The 18,293-nt window shown below is 44.3% G+C and carries 15 protein-coding genes; all 15 read left to right on the plus strand.

The window, feature by feature from the left end; genetic code table 11:
- Positions 1-4: 4 nt before the first annotated feature.
- The 15 genes from BP97_RS0106690 (at position 5) to BP97_RS0106765 (ending at position 18,291) form a co-directional block, all read left to right on the plus strand.
- Positions 5-967 carry a sugar-binding transcriptional regulator gene (locus BP97_RS0106690; RefSeq protein ID WP_028548403.1) on the plus strand — a complete coding sequence of 321 codons (963 nt, stop codon included), beginning with the start codon at positions 5-7 and terminating at the stop codon, positions 965-967.
- Positions 968-989: 22 nt separating this feature from the next.
- Complete coding sequence (gene trpB / locus BP97_RS0106695; protein WP_028548404.1) at positions 990-2,225, plus strand: tryptophan synthase subunit beta; 1,236 nt, start codon at positions 990-992, stop codon at positions 2,223-2,225.
- The gene (gene trpA / locus BP97_RS0106700; protein WP_231506234.1) at positions 2,167-2,985 is read left to right on the plus strand and encodes a tryptophan synthase subunit alpha; all 819 of its coding nucleotides are present in this window, start codon (positions 2,167-2,169) and stop codon (positions 2,983-2,985) included. The genes trpB and trpA overlap by 59 nt, the downstream gene beginning before the upstream one ends.
- A gap of 125 nt (positions 2,986-3,110) precedes the next feature.
- Complete coding sequence (locus tag BP97_RS0106705) at positions 3,111-4,076, plus strand: AAA family ATPase (RefSeq protein ID WP_028548406.1); 966 nt, start codon at positions 3,111-3,113, stop codon at positions 4,074-4,076.
- Positions 4,073-5,185 (plus strand): DUF58 domain-containing protein, encoded by a 1,113-nt coding sequence (locus BP97_RS35520; RefSeq protein WP_036745590.1) that lies wholly within the window; start codon positions 4,073-4,075, stop codon positions 5,183-5,185. The genes BP97_RS0106705 and BP97_RS35520 overlap by 4 nt, the downstream gene beginning before the upstream one ends.
- Positions 5,182-6,498: an MFS transporter gene (locus BP97_RS35525; RefSeq protein ID WP_036745591.1), complete on the plus strand. Its 1,317-nt coding sequence runs from the start codon at positions 5,182-5,184 to the stop codon at positions 6,496-6,498. Before BP97_RS35520 ends, BP97_RS35525 begins: the two co-directional genes overlap by 4 nt.
- Before the next feature lie 86 nt (positions 6,499-6,584).
- The gene (locus tag BP97_RS0106720) at positions 6,585-6,857 is read left to right on the plus strand and encodes a hypothetical protein (protein ID WP_331281302.1); all 273 of its coding nucleotides are present in this window, start codon (positions 6,585-6,587) and stop codon (positions 6,855-6,857) included.
- A gap of 255 nt (positions 6,858-7,112) precedes the next feature.
- Entirely contained in the window at positions 7,113-8,462 is a 1,350-nt protein-coding gene (locus BP97_RS0106730; protein ID WP_028548408.1) for an Nramp family divalent metal transporter, read from the plus strand.
- A gap of 169 nt (positions 8,463-8,631) precedes the next feature.
- A complete protein-coding gene (locus BP97_RS0106735; RefSeq protein WP_028548409.1) occupies positions 8,632-9,318 on the plus strand; it encodes a class I SAM-dependent methyltransferase in 687 nt (228 codons plus the stop codon).
- Between the two features lie 171 nt (positions 9,319-9,489).
- Positions 9,490-10,422, plus strand: coding sequence for a carbohydrate ABC transporter permease (locus BP97_RS0106740; protein ID WP_028548410.1), 933 nt, complete (start codon positions 9,490-9,492; stop codon positions 10,420-10,422).
- A 39-nt stretch (positions 10,423-10,461) separates the two neighbouring features.
- A complete protein-coding gene (locus BP97_RS0106745; RefSeq protein ID WP_028548411.1) occupies positions 10,462-11,295 on the plus strand; it encodes a carbohydrate ABC transporter permease in 834 nt (277 codons plus the stop codon).
- A gap of 136 nt (positions 11,296-11,431) precedes the next feature.
- Positions 11,432-12,799 carry an ABC transporter substrate-binding protein gene (locus tag BP97_RS0106750; protein ID WP_028548412.1) on the plus strand — a complete coding sequence of 456 codons (1,368 nt, stop codon included), beginning with the start codon at positions 11,432-11,434 and terminating at the stop codon, positions 12,797-12,799.
- A gap of 112 nt (positions 12,800-12,911) precedes the next feature.
- Positions 12,912-14,735, plus strand: a complete 1,824-nt coding sequence (locus tag BP97_RS0106755; RefSeq protein WP_028548413.1) for a sensor histidine kinase — start codon at positions 12,912-12,914, stop codon at positions 14,733-14,735.
- Positions 14,735-16,348 (plus strand): response regulator transcription factor, encoded by a 1,614-nt coding sequence (locus BP97_RS0106760; RefSeq protein WP_028548414.1) that lies wholly within the window; start codon positions 14,735-14,737, stop codon positions 16,346-16,348. Before BP97_RS0106755 ends, BP97_RS0106760 begins: the two co-directional genes overlap by 1 nt.
- A gap of 80 nt (positions 16,349-16,428) precedes the next feature.
- Entirely contained in the window at positions 16,429-18,291 is a 1,863-nt protein-coding gene (locus tag BP97_RS0106765) for a heparinase II/III family protein (RefSeq protein ID WP_028548415.1), read from the plus strand.
- Positions 18,292-18,293: the final 2 nt, after the last annotated feature.

The following is an 18,293-nucleotide window of genomic DNA, read 5'->3' on the forward strand; positions in this document are numbered from 1 at the left end:
CTTAATGTCAGATATAAATCTGGAAAGAATGAGGCTGCTTGTTAAGATTAGTCAATTATACTACGAGGATGGATTGAATCAGCAGGATATCGCGCAGAGATTCGGTATTTCGCGTCCTCATGTCAGCCGAATGCTGACCTCAGCAAGAAGTGAAGGTATTGTGCACATTTCCATTAAAAATCCATTCTCCGCGGAGCAGGAGGTGGAGCGGCAGCTGATCAAGTTATTCGGCATCCATGATGCTTTGGTGGTTAATACAAGTGAAGCGGATGAGCGGAGCAGCTACCTTCAGCTGGGTCGCACTTGTGCCGCTCTTCTGGAGTCGGTATTGAAGGATCAAGACATCGTCGGAGTAATGGCAGGTCGTGCAATTGCTTCGCTTGGCGAAGAGCTGAATTACTTTCCGAGAACCGGCCTCCAGCTTGTCCCGCTTGTAGGCGGTTGGGGCTCTGAAGGAGCAGATTGGCATGCGAATTCGAATGTGAGTAAGCTCGCTGAGAAGCTGAAGGCCAAATATTGGCTTCTTCATGCCCCAGCAGTAGTAGCTTCACCAGAAACCAAGGAACTGCTTGTCAATGAGCCTGAAATATCGCGTGTGCTGCAATTGGCTCAGCGAAGCAGCATTGCGATTGTGGGCATTGGCCAAGTATCCGACAAAGCGACCATCATGGAGTCGGGATATTTCTCAGAAGAAGATCTGACCAGTGTGCAGAACGGTCATGCTGCGGCGAATCTATGCGCTTCTTTTCTAGACATTCAGGGGAATGTGATTGATTTTCCCGCCAAGAACAGAATGATCGGCACTACAGCTCCCGAGCTTCGAGGAATTCCGAATGTTATTGCAATTGCTGGAGGTCTAGAGAAGGTGCAGGCCATTACAGCTACGCTTCGCGGCAAATGGGTGGATATGCTTGTTACGGATTTAGCTACCGCTCAAGCAGTAATTGAGTTTCATAAGAATAACTAAGTAGAAATGAGAGGGATGCATGATGAACACCGAAGGGTATTACGGAACGTTCGGGGGTACATTTATTCCGGAAATACTGTATCCAGCCATAAGCGAGCTGAAAAAGCACTTTGAGCAAATTCAATCTGATCCTGGGTTTTGGAATCGATATAATGAAATTCTTGGTAATTTCTCAGGTCGGCCTACACCGCTTACTTTTGCAGCAGGGCTCACAGAGTATTTTGGACACGGCAAAATCTATATTAAGCGTGAGGATTTAAATCATTCCGGCGCTCACAAAATAAATAATGCGCTAGGGCAGGCGCTCTTGGCGAAGCAAATGAAGAAGACCCGTGTCATAGCCGAGACTGGCGCGGGCCAGCACGGAGTCGCGACCGCTATCGTAGCTGCCAAGCTTGGGTTAGATGCCACCATTTACATGGGTCGCGAGGATATGGAGCGACAGTATGCTAACGTGTTCTGGATGAAGCGATACGGTGCTCAGGTGGTGCCGGTCGATTTCGGTTCCCGAACCTTGAAAGACGCGATTAATGAAGCGCTTCGCGATTGGGTATCCAGCTTTGAGACGACCCATTACTTAATGGGGACGGCTTCGGGACCGCATCCGTTTCCTGCACTTGTAGCCTACTTTCAATCCATCATCGGCAAAGAGGCAAAGGAACAAATTTTGGAGCTTGAAGGCAGTCTGCCAAGTCGAGTCTATGCTTGTGTAGGTGGAGGCTCCAATGCGCTTGGCATGTTTCAAGAGTTCATGAACCATACGGAAGTGGAGCTTGTTGGGGTGGAAGCGGGGGGACGAGGCCCCGAACAGGGCGCTCATGCCTCCAGAATAGCTTATGGGCAGGGAAAGATAGGCATCGCGCAAGGCTATAAAACACTGTTTTTGCAAAATGATGAAGGTCAAATGTTAGATACTTTCAGTATTGCCGCGGGGTTGGACTATACGGGGATCTCACCGATTCTCGCCAACTTGTCGGAGACAAGGAAGGTTAGAATCGAAGCAGTAACGGACGAGGAAGTGATTGAGGCGCTGAAGCTTGTTATGACGAAGGAAGGCTTGGTACCGGCACTTGAATCGACGCATGCTTTTGCCGGAGCGTTTCGCGAGATGAGCAGCAATGCTGCTAAAGACAGTATTATCATCAATATGTCGGGACGCGGAGACAAAGATATATTTAACATTGCGGAGGGATTGAAGGATGACGAATGGACCGCTTTTATCGGACGGAAGCAAGCGCAATATGAACGTGCTCGCTGAACATATTCAGCGTAAACGACAGAACAAACCCATCCTGCTAATGGCTCATCAAATATTAGGTTATCCGGACTTCGAAACGAACTACGAGATGATCCGATTGTTTCATGAATGCGGAGTTGATCTGGTGGAGCTACAAATTCCATTTACTGAGCCAATTGCAGATGGTCCCGTATTTCTGAAAGCGAATCAGCAGTCGTTGGAGCGAGGCACTACGGTGGAACAATGCATGGAGTTTGCACGTAGGGTTGCAGCAGATTTTGACATGCCGTTTTTATTTATGACCTACTTTAATATTGTATATCAATATGGCATTGAGCGATTTACAGAAGATTGCGCTTCTATTGGCATATCAGGCTTAATCGTTCCGGACGCTTATCCGGAGGAAAGTGAAGATTATTTAAGGTCATGTCGTGATCATGGGATAGCACCTATTTTGCTTGCAACTCCATATACCTCCAATGAACGACTATCTTACGTAGCTAACGAGACAGATGGATTTTTGTATTGTGTCGCCAGAAAAGGTTTGACAGGCTCCAAGACGGAATTTGATGACGCTACCTCTGTATTCTTAGCTCGATGCAGACAATATGCACAGACCCCGATAGGCGTGGGCTTCGGTATTCAACATCCAGATGATATACGTTATTTAGTCGGCAAAACCGATATTGCTATAGTAGGAAGCCAACTCCTTAAGGTGCTTGAATCGGAAGGTTTGCAAGGGGTCAAGAGCTTTCTGCAGTCCATATCACGAATTGAATAGAGTTTTGCCGCTTCCGTAGGTATTATTTTTATAAAAGCGAATATCCAACCTGCTCCTAATATGGTAGAGTAAACTTGAAAATGATTCCACTCACCATCAAGTTAGAGTAGTAGGAGGATGACACTATGCAGTTAACACAAATTCAAACGTTGGCACAGACCTTAAGCGCCAATGTCAGCAATGTTATTGTAGGTAAAGAAGACGTCATCGAGAAGCTGCTTATCGCAATCATTGCATCCGGTCATATTCTGCTCGAGGATGTTCCAGGAACGGGTAAAACACTTCTGGCTAAAGCGATGGCCAAATCGTTACATTGCAGCTTTAAGCGCATACAATTCACCCCTGATCTGCTTCCTTCAGATCTAAGCGGTATCAATTATTATAATCAGAAGCAATCTGAATTCGAGTTTCGTCCGGGACCGTTGTTTACTAATATTTTACTTGCTGACGAAATAAACCGAGCTACGCCAAGAACGCAATCGAGCTTATTGGAGTGTATGGAGGAAAGACAGGTTAGTATCGACGGGGAGACGAGAGTTCTGGAGGGTCCGTTTCTTGTGATCGCCACGCAAAATCCGGTTGAAAATCAAGGAACGTTCCCGCTCCCTGAGGCCCAGCTGGATCGGTTTCTGTTCAAGGTGAAGATGGGGTACCCAACGACTGAAGAGGGGTTGCATATTCTGAAGCGTTTCAAAGATGGCAACCCGCTCGACCAAATTACAAGCGTTGCCGAGGCGGACACAATCATCGCTGCTCAGCAGCATTATTCCAAAGTAGCAATTAGTGATGAGGTATTGTTTTACTTGCTTAAGATCGTTGAGAGAACAAGAACGCATAGCGAGGTAGCTACAGGAGTCAGTCCTCGTGGCAGTCAAGCGCTCCTGAAGGCGTCACAAGTTCATGCGATTTTGAGAGGGCGCGATTTTGTAACGCCGGATGATGTGAAACGAATGGCCAAGCCGGTTTTAGCCCATCGGATTATGGTTAAAGGCTCCTATCGTGCACGGTATGAAGCGGCGGAATCGATTATTGACTCGATTTTACAGGAGGTTACTGTACCAACCGAACCGGAGCTGGTGAACTACGAATGAGCGTGCATGGGCTGCTCTTTATTACACTTCTCGTTCTGGTTATTCAGGTAATTGTGTTTAAGGCCCTTGGTCATAAAGGCTTGACTTATGAAAGATACTTTAGTGCCAAGGGCTGCTTCGAAGGTGAAGAAGCCGAGATGGTTGAACGAATTGCGAACCGTAATCTCATTCCGGTTCCTTGGCTTAGGCTAGAGTCGTTAATTCATGCCGGATTGCGTTTTTATAGTCAAGCTAATCTAGATATTAACAATGGTCAATTATTTCAAAACCATAAAAGCCTGTTCAGTCTTATGCCTTACACGCAAATAACAAGGCGGCATCGAATTTATTGCAGTAAACGCGGCTGTTACCGGCTGAATACCGCGTCACTCACGTATGGGGATTTGGTCGGTCTGTACCGCAATACATTAAGGCTCTCACTGGATACGGAACTCCTGGTCTATCCCAAGCTTGCGTCACTTGATGAAATGACGCTGCCGTCCCACAGCTGGCAAGGGGATTGGAGTGTGCGCCGGTGGATCGTTGAGGATCCATTCATGATCTCAGGGGCAAGAGAGTACCGCTACGGCGATCCGCTTAACGGGGTCAACTGGAAAGCAACAGCAAGAAGCGGACGTCTGCAGGTACATCAGAGAGATTATACTGCGGACCATCGACTTATGATTTATTTGAATGTCGAGGATCATGAGAAGATGTGGAACCAGGTTAATGACGAAGCATTATTCGAAAAAGGGTTGTCCATTGCGGCGGCCATAGCTCAGCGTGCGATTGAACTGGGGATGGAAGTTGGCTTCAGCACCAACGCATACTCTGTAGACTCCAAGGAGCCTGTCAGAGTCGAGCCAAGGAATGGGGCAGGGCACATGACCTACCTGCTGGAAACGATGGCCAAGGTCGTTGTGGCAAGAAGCATTCCATTCGATACGCTTCTTGATGAAGAAGCGGTTAACGGCTTCACGAACCAGGATATTCTTATTATTTCTGCATATGTAAGCGATAAAATGAGAGCACCTATGGAGCAGCTTCGTTATCAGGGTAACGCGGTGGATACTTTTCTTCTTGAAAAGGCGCTCGATCAACCGGAAGAACAGGCAGGTGAGCCGGCATGAGAGCCCCACATTTAAGCTTTCGGACAGGGATCGTTATACTGAAGGGCTGTATCGAGCTGCTGCTGGCATTTCCACTCCTGTTGGCAGCCGCAGTGTATATCTTGCCTGAATCCCATAGGATGCTATGGATTGTCTTTCTCCCGTTAGGCTATGCAATCGGATTCATACTTAATAGCCTAATGCCCCTAAGACAATCGTATCAGCAGTTGCTGGTCTCGTTGTGCATCAGTGTATTGTATTCCTATTGGATGTTCGGCAGCACATACGCTGCAATGGTTCCGGCTATCATCAGCTTCATCGTAGTATACCGCGGGATACGTCTCGTATGGATCCCTTGGGATGTCTTTTTCCCGGTTAATTTTTATGTATTCGGAATGATACTGTATTTTGTAGCATCTGTTGTGCTTCACTTTGTGGAATCGTTTCAGCCATATATGACACTGTTGACGTGGGGAGGACTTGTCGCTCTGGTCATCACTCTCCTTATGTCTAATGAATCCAATATGAAGCAGGAGTCATTATCGGGAGAGAAGGAACCGGTCATCGCATCTGAGATGATGTGGAAAAATCGGCTGCTAGTCATCCTGCTGCTGTTAGTCATCGTTCTTGTCGTATCTGTCCGCAAGCTGGGGGAGGCACTGATTTGGTTGAAAAACCTGCTGATCTACTTACTGCAGGCCTTGTTTAGCGGATCGTCTCCTCCCCCTGCTAAGGAGCCAGCGAAGTCGCCGCCGCCAATGCCTATGAATCTTTCAGGTAATGAAGAGCCTGCATGGTGGCTAGTCTGGTTGGAGAAATTGTTATATTACTTCGTTGGGGCCTTAATAGTTGCAGCCTTCTTGCTGGCGATTTATCTCATCGCGAGAAGGGTGCCGCGTTTGGCTAAACGATTGTTCGCTTGGCTGGCTAGCAAGCTGTACTCCGAGGATAAACGAATAGGCAAAATCGGCTACGAGGACGACGTCGAAAGCTTAATGGACTGGGATACTCTGAATGATAAGCTCTTTTCCAAGTGGAAGCGATTATTCTCAAAGAACGGTCCTCGGGAGAAATGGGAAGAGCTTCACGACAATAAACAGCGGATTCGATTCCTCTATCGAAGCTGGCTCCACCAATCCATGCAGCGGGGATACACGTTTAAAAGCTTCCTAACTCCGAAAGAAACAGGTTCGGAAATCGAACAATGGGAGAAGAAATCTAATTTTTCTTTGGATTCATTGGTAACCTTATATGATCGAGTTCGATACGGTGACAAAGACATTGAGGATCACGAAATACAGAGTGAGAAACTAAATCTCGACAAGAAGAAATAAAGCACTCTTTCATTAATGAAATGGAATGTTGATAAATATGGGACTTATCCATTATAATTTCTGGAGCACGATCGATAGATGGAAGGGTGAGTCCGCTGATTAATGTACTAGCAGCATCAATGACATACAGCAAGGAAGACGGGTATGTCGGCAAGGTGGAATTTGAGGTCCAGGATCATAAGCTGCCTTATGAGATAACACTTTACAGTAAGAACGGGAAAGAATGGAGCTACGGATTATTTTTTCTGAATGAATCCGGAAGCGAGGATGAGATATTAGCCGTAGAGGATTTGCTCGAAGAAAATGATGAATGGTACGACTTTCTTGTAGAAGCGGCCAAGAGCAAGCTGCAAAAGTAAATGAGTATTTATCATTGGAAGTTTTTGAAACTGCTGTCCTTAATAAGGCGGCAGTTTTTTTGTTCTTTCCGGAGGCTCAAAATGTTTCCCTTGACAAAAATATTTTGCCGAGTACAATCACTAACATAGGAACATTTATTTTGTGGCATCATATACTTGAGAAAGAGATGTGGGGTATTGCACGATAAATGTTGCCCTGGGACAAAAAAGTTAGCTTGGCGCATTATGCCGTTATAATAGATGAGGTGATACTGTATGAGTGAAAAAGCGCAAATAAAAAATGTTGCTGAAAGTGGCTGGAGATTAACCGGAGGACGACCTTCACTTCCAGAAGCGTACCGTTCATTGAAAATACCGAAGACTGGAAGCTGGCTAAAGAAGTTTTTGGCTTTTGCAGGACCTGGCTACTTGGTTGCCGTTGGTTATATGGACCCGGGGAACTGGGCTACGGATATTGCGGGCGGATCGATGTTCGGTTATTCCTTGCTATCCGTCATTCTAATTTCCAATCTAATGGCTATTTTGCTGCAAGCTCTGGCTGGCAAGCTGGGCATAGTGACCGGCAGAGATTTGGCTCAAGCCTGTGGAGATCATTATAATAAACCGATCGCTTTTACATTATGGATCTTGTGTGAGCTGGCAATTGCAGCCTGTGATCTGGCTGAAGTCATCGGGTCAGCTATAGCGTTAAAGCTATTGTTCGGTATTCCGCTTTTATACGGTGTTATGATCACGGCAGTGGACGTTCTTGTAGTGCTGCTGCTTCAGAATAAAGGCTTTCGTTTCATTGAATCCTTAGTCATTGTTCTTATAGTAACCATCGGCGGCTGTTTCTTAACAGAAATGTTCTTATCCAAGCCGGAAATCGGCGGGATTGCTAAAGGGTTCATCCCATCAGCCGAAATTATAAGCAATCCGATGATGCTATATATCGCCATAAGTATTTTAGGTGCAACCGTCATGCCGCATAATTTATATTTGCATTCATCTATTGTACAAACGCGGCAGTTTGAACAAACAAGGGAAGGCAAACGTCAAGCGATTAAATTCGCGACATGGGATTCATCCATTGCCCTATTTTTCGCATTATTCATCAACGCAGCGATTCTGATCTTGTCTGCCGCAACGTTTCACAGAGCTGGAATGACAGAAGTAGCGGATATTGAGGATGCGTACCAATTGCTTACACCTCTGCTTGGAACAACGATTGGAAGTATCTTGTTTGGGGTGGCGCTGCTTGCTTCCGGGCAAAACTCTACATTGACCGGTACCTTAGCAGGACAGATCGTAATGGAAGGGTTCCTTAACATCAGGCTGCCTGGTTGGTTACGTCGTCTCATTACCCGTCTTATTGCCATCATCCCAGCGGTGATCGTAACCGCAATTGCAGGAGAGAAAGGTACAGCTCAACTGCTGATTTTAAGCCAAGTCATTTTATCGCTTCAATTATCTTTTGCAGTCATTCCTTTGGTGAAATTTACGAATGATAAAAAGAAAATGGGAGAATTCGTAAATCCGAAATGGCTGAAATGGTTATCCTGGTTCGTAGCTGGAATTATTGCCATACTGAATGCTTATTTACTAATTCAAACCTTTTTTCTTTAATGGTTGAGCAATCATAAAGTTTTGGAATCAAGTCCGATAAATGGCTTGGTTCTTTTTTATTAGATCTTATAGGTAAGCATTATAAAGACCATAGAATTTATATATTATTGTAATTAAAAGTCCTGCTCTATAATGAAGAAAATAACCATGAGGAATTGAGGGGGATACGATGAATGAGAATGTGAGAATCTTATTTAACGAAGTGGCCCAGCAGTACGATCAGCAGCGAAAGCAATTAATTCCATGCTTTGATGATTTTTACGAAACGGCTATAAGATGGACTTACTCGACCAAAGAATCACCGCGGATATTGGATTTAGGGGCGGGTACAGGACTATTATCAGCAGGTATCCTTCACAAATTTCCTCATGCGCAATTAACGCTGGTTGACTTGAGTGACAAAATGCTTGAAACCGCACGACAGCGTTTTGCTGATAACCGCAGAATAGAGTACATTGTTGCTGACTATTCACAGTACGAATTTGATGGACGATATGACATTATCGTGTCATCCTTATCCATTCATCACTTAAGGCATCAGGATAAGAAAGCACTTTTCCATAAACTTTACACTCTACTGGAAGAGGGTGGAGTTTTTATCAATGCGGATCAAGCGATGGGACTTACTCCATTCATCGATCTCTCATACAAAAAGCAGTGGGAAGCGTGGATTCGTTCCAATGGTCTCTCAGTAGAAGCGGTAGAGGCGTCCATTGAAAGAAGGAAGCTGGATATTAATGCTACAGTTGAGGATCAAATCCTTTGGCTAGGAGAAACGGGGTTCTTAGACGTTGACTGTGTTTATAAATACAATGATTTTGCCATTTTCCATGCAAGAAAGCCTGTGGAGGATTAATATGAAGCAAGAATACCGTGAGGGGAGCCTCGCGGTTTTTTTTGCTGAAAATAACGTTTATTTGTGCAAAAAGTCAAAATTGTCGACAAGGTAATCAAAATACCGTTAAATATATCCCAGTCGCTTTGATTATAATAAACTCAACATTATTGAAGTTGAGGTGATTGCATCATGAATACTAATTCGGCTTCTGCTGCGGTGGAGAAGAATAAACGACGCAAGAGAGGGCTTCAGAATCGGGAAACGCTAGCGGGATTTTTATTCGTAAGTCCAATGTTGATCGGGGTAACGATCTTGGTACTGCTTCCGATTCTTGCAACATTCGTACTTAGCTTTTCGGATTGGAATTTTATTATGGGCTTTAAAGGCTTCAAATGGGCTGGTATGGATAATTACCAGAAATTAGTTACAGATATGACTTTTTTAAAGTCTTTCCGAAATAACGCAATATTTTTGCTGACGGTCCCCATTTATTTAATTGTTTCCTTGGTGCTAGCCATACTGATTGATAAAAAAGTGTACTGGAAAGGCTTTTTCAAAGTCGCTTACTTCATGCCTTATATTTCCAGTGTTGTTGCTGTAGCCATCGTGTGGCAAGTGTTGTTCCATCCTTCGGCTGGTCCTGTGAATCAATTTTTAATGTCGATCGGGATTTCGAATCCTCCGAAATGGATTGCAGATCCTAACTATGCGCTTATTTCCGTGATGATGATATCGGTTTGGATTTCCATCGGATTTAATTTGATTGTATATATTGCAGGTTTGCAATCGATTCCTAAGGATTTGTATGAAGCTGCTGATATTGATGGCGCATCCGGGTGGGTTAAATTCAAAAGCATTACACTGCCTATGCTATCGCCAACTACATTCTTCCTGCTTATTACAGGAATCATCTCTACATTTAAAGTGTTTGACTTGATCGCAGTATTGACGCAAGGTGGACCTATTCAATCCACAAGCATGATTGTATGGTACTTGTATGATACGGCATTTACGAATTTGAAAATTGGATATGCATCGTCTATGGCGACCGTACTGTTCTTCTGCGTATTAATTATCACGTTCCTTCAATGGATCGGTCAGAAAAAATGGGTAAATTATTAATCGACATAAGCTACTGAACGAAGAGAAGGTGGGAATAATATGAGGGAGCCGCTGAGCCTCAAAAAATTGATCGTTACGATCATCATGTTTGCAGTCAGTTTATTGTTTCTAATGCCGTTCTTCTGGATGCTTTCTGCATCCTTCAAAATGGAATCCGACGTATTTAACTTTCCTATCGATTGGATCCCTAAGCATTGGAACGCAATCAATAACTATAAGGAAGTTTGGTTCGGACAATATCCGTTTTATCTGTATTACTGGAACTCTATTAAGATTACTGTCGTGACAACGATTATTTCGGTTACTGTATCAGCATTGGCTGCCTATGGATTCTCCAAAGTGCAGTTTGCAGCAAGCAAATGGCTGTTCCTTATCGTTCTTACAACCTATATGGTCCCGTCTCAAGCTGTACTGGTTCCACAGTTTATTTTGTACCGCTTCATCGGATTGTTTGACAATCATATCGGGCTTATCCTTATTGGAAGCTTTAGCGTTCTAGGAACCTTTATGCTCCGACAATTTTTTATGGGTCTTCATAATGATTTTATTGAGTCTGCAAAGATTGATGGTGCGGGCCACTGGAAAATTTTCTGGAACATTGCATTACCATTGGTTCGTCCTGCAGTAGCAACATATGCTATCCTTCGTTTTATCTGGACTTGGAACGATTATCAGAACGCTTTGATTTTCTTGCGTACGGACAAGCTGTTCACGATCCAATTAGCTATGCAGAAGTTTACATCCTTGAGCGGTGAGTTCTACTCCCTAATCATGGCTGCTGCGGTATCGGCGATTCTTCCATTGCTTATTATTTTCATCATTGGTCAAAAAAGTGTTATTGAAGGCATTGCAATGGGCGGAGTTAAAGGATAATTCGACTTGGAAAGTCAAAAAAATTGTAAAAAAGTCAAAATCCGCGTATGGATCGACATGCAGTAATTGGTACAATCTCAGAGTAAGCTTGATGAAACCAACATAGCGAGTTTCAAAACAAGGAGGGTACTTAAAGATGAACAAGAAAATAGGCGCTGGCGTATTGACCAGTGTAATGGCTCTAGGCGTACTGGCAGGCTGCGGCGGCGGTAGTACCGGAGACCAAAAAGATGCCCAAGGCGGTGCGGGTAAAACAACCGAGCTAAGATTTTATACATTCGGTACGGAAGGCAACTACAACTGGAAAAAAACTATCGCAGCTTATGAAGAGAAAAATCCAGGAATTAAAATCAACCTGATCGGTTTGAGCGAAAAAGGCGATACGCAAGAGGCTTTGAAAAAGCTTGACTTGGCAGCAGCATCCGGCGAAGCCATGGACGTTCTTATGTTCAGTGACGCTGCCAGCTATGCACAGCGTGTAGCTCTTGGAATGGTTGCTCCGATCGATGATTATATCAATAAAGACGGCTATAAGGTCAATGATGAATATAAAGTAGATACGAAGCTGAACGGCAAGTATTATGCATTGCCAGGTAAATTCAACCCTTGGTACGTACTGCTTAATAAAAACATGCTGGATGCAGCAGGCTTGAAAGTCCCTACGGATTGGACATGGGATGACTTCATGGATTATGCTAAGAAAATGACGCAAGGCGAAGGAGCTAACAAAGTTTACGGAACGTACTTCCACGGACCGCAAAATGGTGGCTGGCTCGACTACGCTAAGTTAGCTATGGAAAACCAACCGGAAAATCCAGAGTTTATTAAAGCGGACGGATCTTCCAACATGGATAGCCCGTTGTTCAAAAAATCGCTTGAGATTCGTGTGAAAATGGAGAAGGAAGATAAATCGGCTACTCCTTACGCAGATATGCTTTCTCAGAAATTAAACTACCGTACTCAATTCTTTAATCAAAAAGCGGCTATGATCGTAACAGGCAGCTGGATGAATACTGAATTGGGTGGTACCGATCAAGTTCCATTGAACTTTAATGTGGCTGTTGCTCCATTCCCTAAAAATAACGCAAGCGATCCAAGCGGTTACGCTACCGTTACTACTGACTATATGTCCGTAGCGGCTGCTTCCCAACATAAAGATGAAGCTTACAAATTCATTCGTTGGATGACTACAGACGGTCAATTGGTTCAAGGAAAGAACGTTCCATCTTGGAGCAAAGTGAAACAAGAAGACCTTGGTAAAATTATTGAAACCATTTTGAGTGCAACGAAAAACCCTGAGAAAGTCGACAAAGCATCTTTGGTTAGCGTGCTTTCCAATGCCAAGTCCTCGGCAATCGTACCACCGGTATCTTACCAAGCTGAGGTGTACAAAGCAGTTAACGAAGAATTCGAGAAGCTGATCTTGGGTAAACAAGATATCGATACTACAGTTAAAGCTTCTCAAGAACGGGTAAATAGCATTATCGCGTCCAATAAAAAGTAAGCAATCCGGTCATATTAATAAAAGGAGGGGTGGCTCCAAGCCTACCTCTTCTTTTGTTCGTTGTACATAAATCAGATTCAATACATAGAAGAAAGGGCGGGAGGCCGCTTTTATGAACAAAAAGATTCGTCAATGGTTATCGTCCCGCTCGTTCCGTTTTAAGCTCATGATTACGTCTATTATCTGTATTCTTATACCCGGTTGCTTTACACTCATTATGTATAATTACTTAACCCAGGATGCGGTTAAGCAGCAGGCTATTTCCAACTCTCAGGAATCCATGCTATTGGTGAACAACTATGTTACCAACTCGCTCAAATATATGCTCAATGTAGCCAACTTAATTCAGATGGACTCAGAGCTGAGCTCCATTATGAAACGTAAAGCAACGGGTCAGACCTACACTGGTCCTAATGCGGAGTATGAAGAGTTCAACGACCAAAGTAAAATTAGGAATACTATTGAAAATATTACTATTGGCGGGGAACAGTGCTATGTCACCATAATTTTATCCAATGGGGCGTATTATTCCAGTTATTCCGTTTATGATTATAACCCGATCGATATGACGAGAGAACCTTGGTTTGCTCAGTTAAATCAATTGTATGGCTTCAATTCTTATTGGGTAGGGGCGTCTCCAACAGTATTTTTGTCCGAAAAAGAAAAAAATGCTTACCAGCTCTCCGTAGTAAGAACCTTGAGAGAGAAGGAAGGGTTTCAAATCTATGGTTACGTGATTGTCACCATTATGGAGAATCAGATGAACCAAAATTTCGAAAAGCTGTCAGACAGCCAGGAATTTATGATTCTCGATTCTAATAATGTGATCATGTCGCATAACGATGTTAACCAAATTGGACAAACCTTTCGTTTTCCAACCGGCAGCTCAACGAGCAAGCAGATATCATCTCAAATCGTACATGGAGAGAAAGAGGATTATTTACTGACTCAGGAATCATTATTTACAGGATGGAAGCTGGTCTCATTAACTCCTTACCAGACAGCCATCGATAAGATTAAATCCATCTTTACCAATGTAATTGTGTTCCAGCTCATATCTTTTATAGTGTTCTTACTGCTGCTGCTTTACTTGCTGCGAACGTTCACCAAGCCTCTTGTAGGATTAGGAAAAGTAGCGATGACCGTGCAGAAAGGCAATCTCGATATCCGTTCGCGAATCCGCGGAGGAGACGAAATCGGACGGCTAGGTTATTTGTTCGACCAGATGCTTGATCGGATTAATGAAATGATCGAGGAGGTTTCCCTCACCCAGACACGTAAGCGTAAAGCGGAGCTGGATATGCTGCAAGCACAGATCAATCCTCATTTTCTGTTCAACGTATTGAATTCTATCCGAATGAAGGTCATGTTCCGGGGGGATAAGGAAAGCGCTGAAATGATCGGCTCACTCTCTAAGCTGCTGCGAATGACGATTAATCAAGACAAAGGTCTCATCACACTGCATGAAGAGATTGAAATCGTGATGGACTACACTCAGTTGATGAATATGCGTCAAAAAGAAAAAGTGCTGCTGCAAACGGACATTTCAGCTAATGCCCTCTTGGAGAAGGTGCCGCGGTTTTTTCTTCAGCCCATAATTGAGAATGCTCTGATACATGGATTAAGTCAATCCGGAGGCATGATTAGAGTGAAGGCATGGGTGGAGGAAGACAAGCTTATCGTTTATGTAGAGGATAATGGAGCGGGAATGGAATTGGAAACCCTGAACAAGATCCGAGATAGATTAAGAAAAAATATAGACCATGAGCATCCCGAAATGGCGAAGCATCGCGGTTTTTCCAGTATCGGATTGTCAAATGTGAATGAACGGATGCGTATGACGTATGGAGATGATTTTGTCATGCAGATGGAGAGCGAATTGGATAGAGGGACGAGAATTACAATGATCATTCCAAGACTGGAGGTGAAGGATTGATGTATAAAGTTATGCTAGTGGACGATGATTACCCAGTCCTTGAATTTTTATCAGAGGCTATTCATTGGAATGATTTCGATCTAGAGCTTCAAGGGTGCTACGAGAATGGAGCAGTAGCCCTAGAGCATGCGGAGCAGGAAATGCCGGATATATTAATTACAGATATAGGTATGCCCAAAATGAACGGACTTGATCTGATCAGTATGCTGAGAGAACGCAAGCCGAATCTCCGCGTTGCTATTTTATCGTGTCATGACGAATTCTATTACGCGCAACAAGCCGTCAAGCTGAACGTGCAGGATTATGTCCTGAAGGACACGCTTGATCCCGAGGATTTAGAAAAGCTTCTGCTGCAATTCAAAGCTAGTCTTGATCAGGAGGAACGTGTACAGACGCATCAGCATCAGCTTCAGCATATGGTAGACCGCAATAAGGAGCTGCTCAAGGAAAAATTCATCCGCAGAACGCTGCAGCAGCCCATTCTGGATCCAAAAGATTGGCTGGAGGAAGCGAGATCCTTCGATCTTTCATTAGAGGGAATGGCCTGCTTGCCGATACTCGGGATTATCGATGGATACCGATCAGCGAAGCAGCGTTTCATGTCCGACGATATCCTCCGGTTTGCTGTCGATAATGTGATTGGGGAAGTGAGTGCGCGCGAGCCGCTGCGTGCTGTCCATTTTGCCTATGGGAGTAAGGAATCGTTCTTTCTGTTCCCTTTTCATTCGACATTGAAAATGAATCCGTTCGACGAAGTCGCGGCAAGAATGAAGCAGATTCAAAATGCGCTCCGCAAATTTTTGAAAATATCGATGTCTTTCATTATAGGAGAGGTCTGCCATCATCCGGAAGATATCAAAGCGGCACTGATTAGCTTGAGGGCTAGCTCCGTTCAAAGGTTCTATATGGAGGAAAGCAGTATTGCTAAGAAACGCCCTCTGCCTCAAGGAAATATGGATTTATTCTCATGGTACGATCAAGCAAGTACCGAGCTGAAGGAAATGATTCTGGAGAAAAACACAGGGATCATTGTGCCAACGGTTAAACATTGGATGGAATTTTTGAAGGAGCATGCATTTGAACCTGAGAAGGTCAAGGACTGGGTTTTGAAGTTGCTGCTTGATCTGAAGCTTAAGCTGCAATCACTCCAATATTTTCGCTCCACGTATGAAGTCGATATTTTACATAAAGAAATATTGGAGATCGATTCCTTATTCGAGCTGGAGAACTGGCTGGTCGAGCATTTTCAATCCGTGATCGCTCTTGCCGGTGAAATAGGAGAACAGGGAAAACGTTCGGAAGTGGTCCAGGCCTGCCATTACGTATCACTTCATTTGGACAAGCGGATCAGTCTGGAGGAGGTTGCAGACCACTTATTTTTGAACAGCAGCTATTTCAGCCGTCTATTTAAGAAAGAAACTGGGGAAACCTTTATAGAATACGTAACCCGTATGAAAATGAATCGAGCCAAGGAGCTGTTAGATCAAACCAACCATCCGGTAGGCAAAATATGCGAGATGCTCGGTTATGACAATCAAAGCTATTTTATAAAAATATTTAAAAATTTAGCAGGTGTCACACCCATGGAGTACAGAGGTCAAAAAACCTCTTGAATAAGTCAAAATAGTATCATTTCCCACGGCCATTCAGTAGTATGATAGAGAAAGTAATCTATACACTACGGAGGCGCATTATGAACCGTAATGAAATAAAGCTATTGTTGGACAATCCATCATTAGACGCATCCTTGTTATTGCTGCATGAAGAAGATCAACAGGCATGGTGGAGCATGGTGAGGCAGTCGGAGTCCTACCGACCGATGGTAGACGAAGTTCGTGAAGAAGCGGAAAAGCTGCTTCGACAGCAAGATCCAGAGCGATCGTTCACATTATTCCGCATATTCGCGGAAAGCGGTACGAGACTCGAGTATGAACGTGTGTACTTTGAAATGAGAAAAAGACTGAACACGTTTGCTATTATGACGCTATTGGAACCTGAACGTTCCGATTATCTGCAAGCGCTCGAGGAAACAATCTGGTCTATTTGTAATGAATATACGTGGTGTCTGCCTGCTCATGTAGGGAACACACCCGAAACTACCGGGGAAAGCTCGTATTCACTGCAAGTTCCGTCCGCCGATCTACAGGGGAACGCACATATTATTGATTTGTTTTCGGCTGAGACCGGATTTGCTCTAAGCGAAGTGCTGCGTTTGACGGAGCATAAGCTGCCGCGTCTGCTGCGTAATCGAATCATTCATGAACTGTATAGACGAATTTTTTGGCCTTATATTCATCAAGGACCTTTCCATTGGGAAAAGGCGACTCACAACTGGGCTGCAGTCTGTGCAGGCTCGATCGGGGCCGCTGCTCTTCACCTTATGAAAAACGAAGAAGATTTGGCTGCCATTCTGGAAAAGGTTCTCGGGACGATGAACTGCTACCTGAAGGGCTTTGAAGAAGACGGGGCGACGACGGAAGGCTATGGCTATTGGTACTACGGTTTTGGATTTTTCGTCTTCTTCGCTGATTTGCTAAAGAAAAGAACGGCGGGGTCCATCAATTTATTCTCGGATGAGAAGATCCATCGCATTGCCTTGTTCCAACAAAAATGCTTCATGAGTGGAACAGCCGTCGTCAACTTCTCTGATTCTACTCCGGAAGCGCGCATTCACATGGGATTGACCCATTATTTGAACCGGATTTATCCGGATGTAGTTATTCCTGATTTCTCGTTGCGGACGAGCTACACGGAAGATCATTGTAACCGCTGGGCCACTGCACTACGCAATATTCTATGGTTTCGTGAGGAAAAAGCAATTACCGGAGGGCCGTGGGACACTGCCTCTTATTATCTAAAGGATGCACAATGGCTCGTTTCAAGATATGTTAACGAGAATGGCACTTACTGCTTCGCGGCCAAGGGTGGGCATAATAACGAGCCGCATAATCATAATGATGTTGGTCAATTTATAGTTCACTCACAAGGCCAAACGTTTCTCGCCGATCTTGGCTGCGGGATGTATACGAAGGAGTACTTCGGACCTGAGCGTTATACGTATTTGTGCAACAGCTCCCGCGGGCACTCAGTGCCTATCTTGAACGGAAGGCTGCAGCAGCCAGGATCAGATCACCGGGCTACGGATTTGCAGGTTACAACGGAAGCGAACATGGAGAAAATGCAGTTGGATTTATCAGGCGCTTATGATGAACCTCAGCTTCGACATTTGGTTCGCAGCTTCACATGGACTAAGAAGGAACTGCCGCAATTACTGCTGTTAGATACATTTGATTTTACGGAAGCCCCAACAGAGATTGTGGAGAGATTTATAACAATGATCGAGCCTACCTTCTCTGGAGATGATCTGTATATAGCGGGTGCGGAGCAGCGTTTGCATATTCGCTTTGACTCGGCTCTTCTACAGCCGCACATTGAGAAGCTGGAATACACCGATCACTTCGGTGCTGTAAAGGTCGTATATGCTATTGACTTCAAGCTGCTGCAGCTGGAACAGCAATGCTCGGCACAATTTATTTTTGAATTTAAAACAGTGTAGGA

The sequence above is a fragment of the Paenibacillus sp. UNC451MF genome (genome assembly GCF_000686845.1).
In the GTDB taxonomy this organism is placed as follows: Bacteria; Bacillota; Bacilli; order Paenibacillales; family NBRC-103111; genus Paenibacillus_S.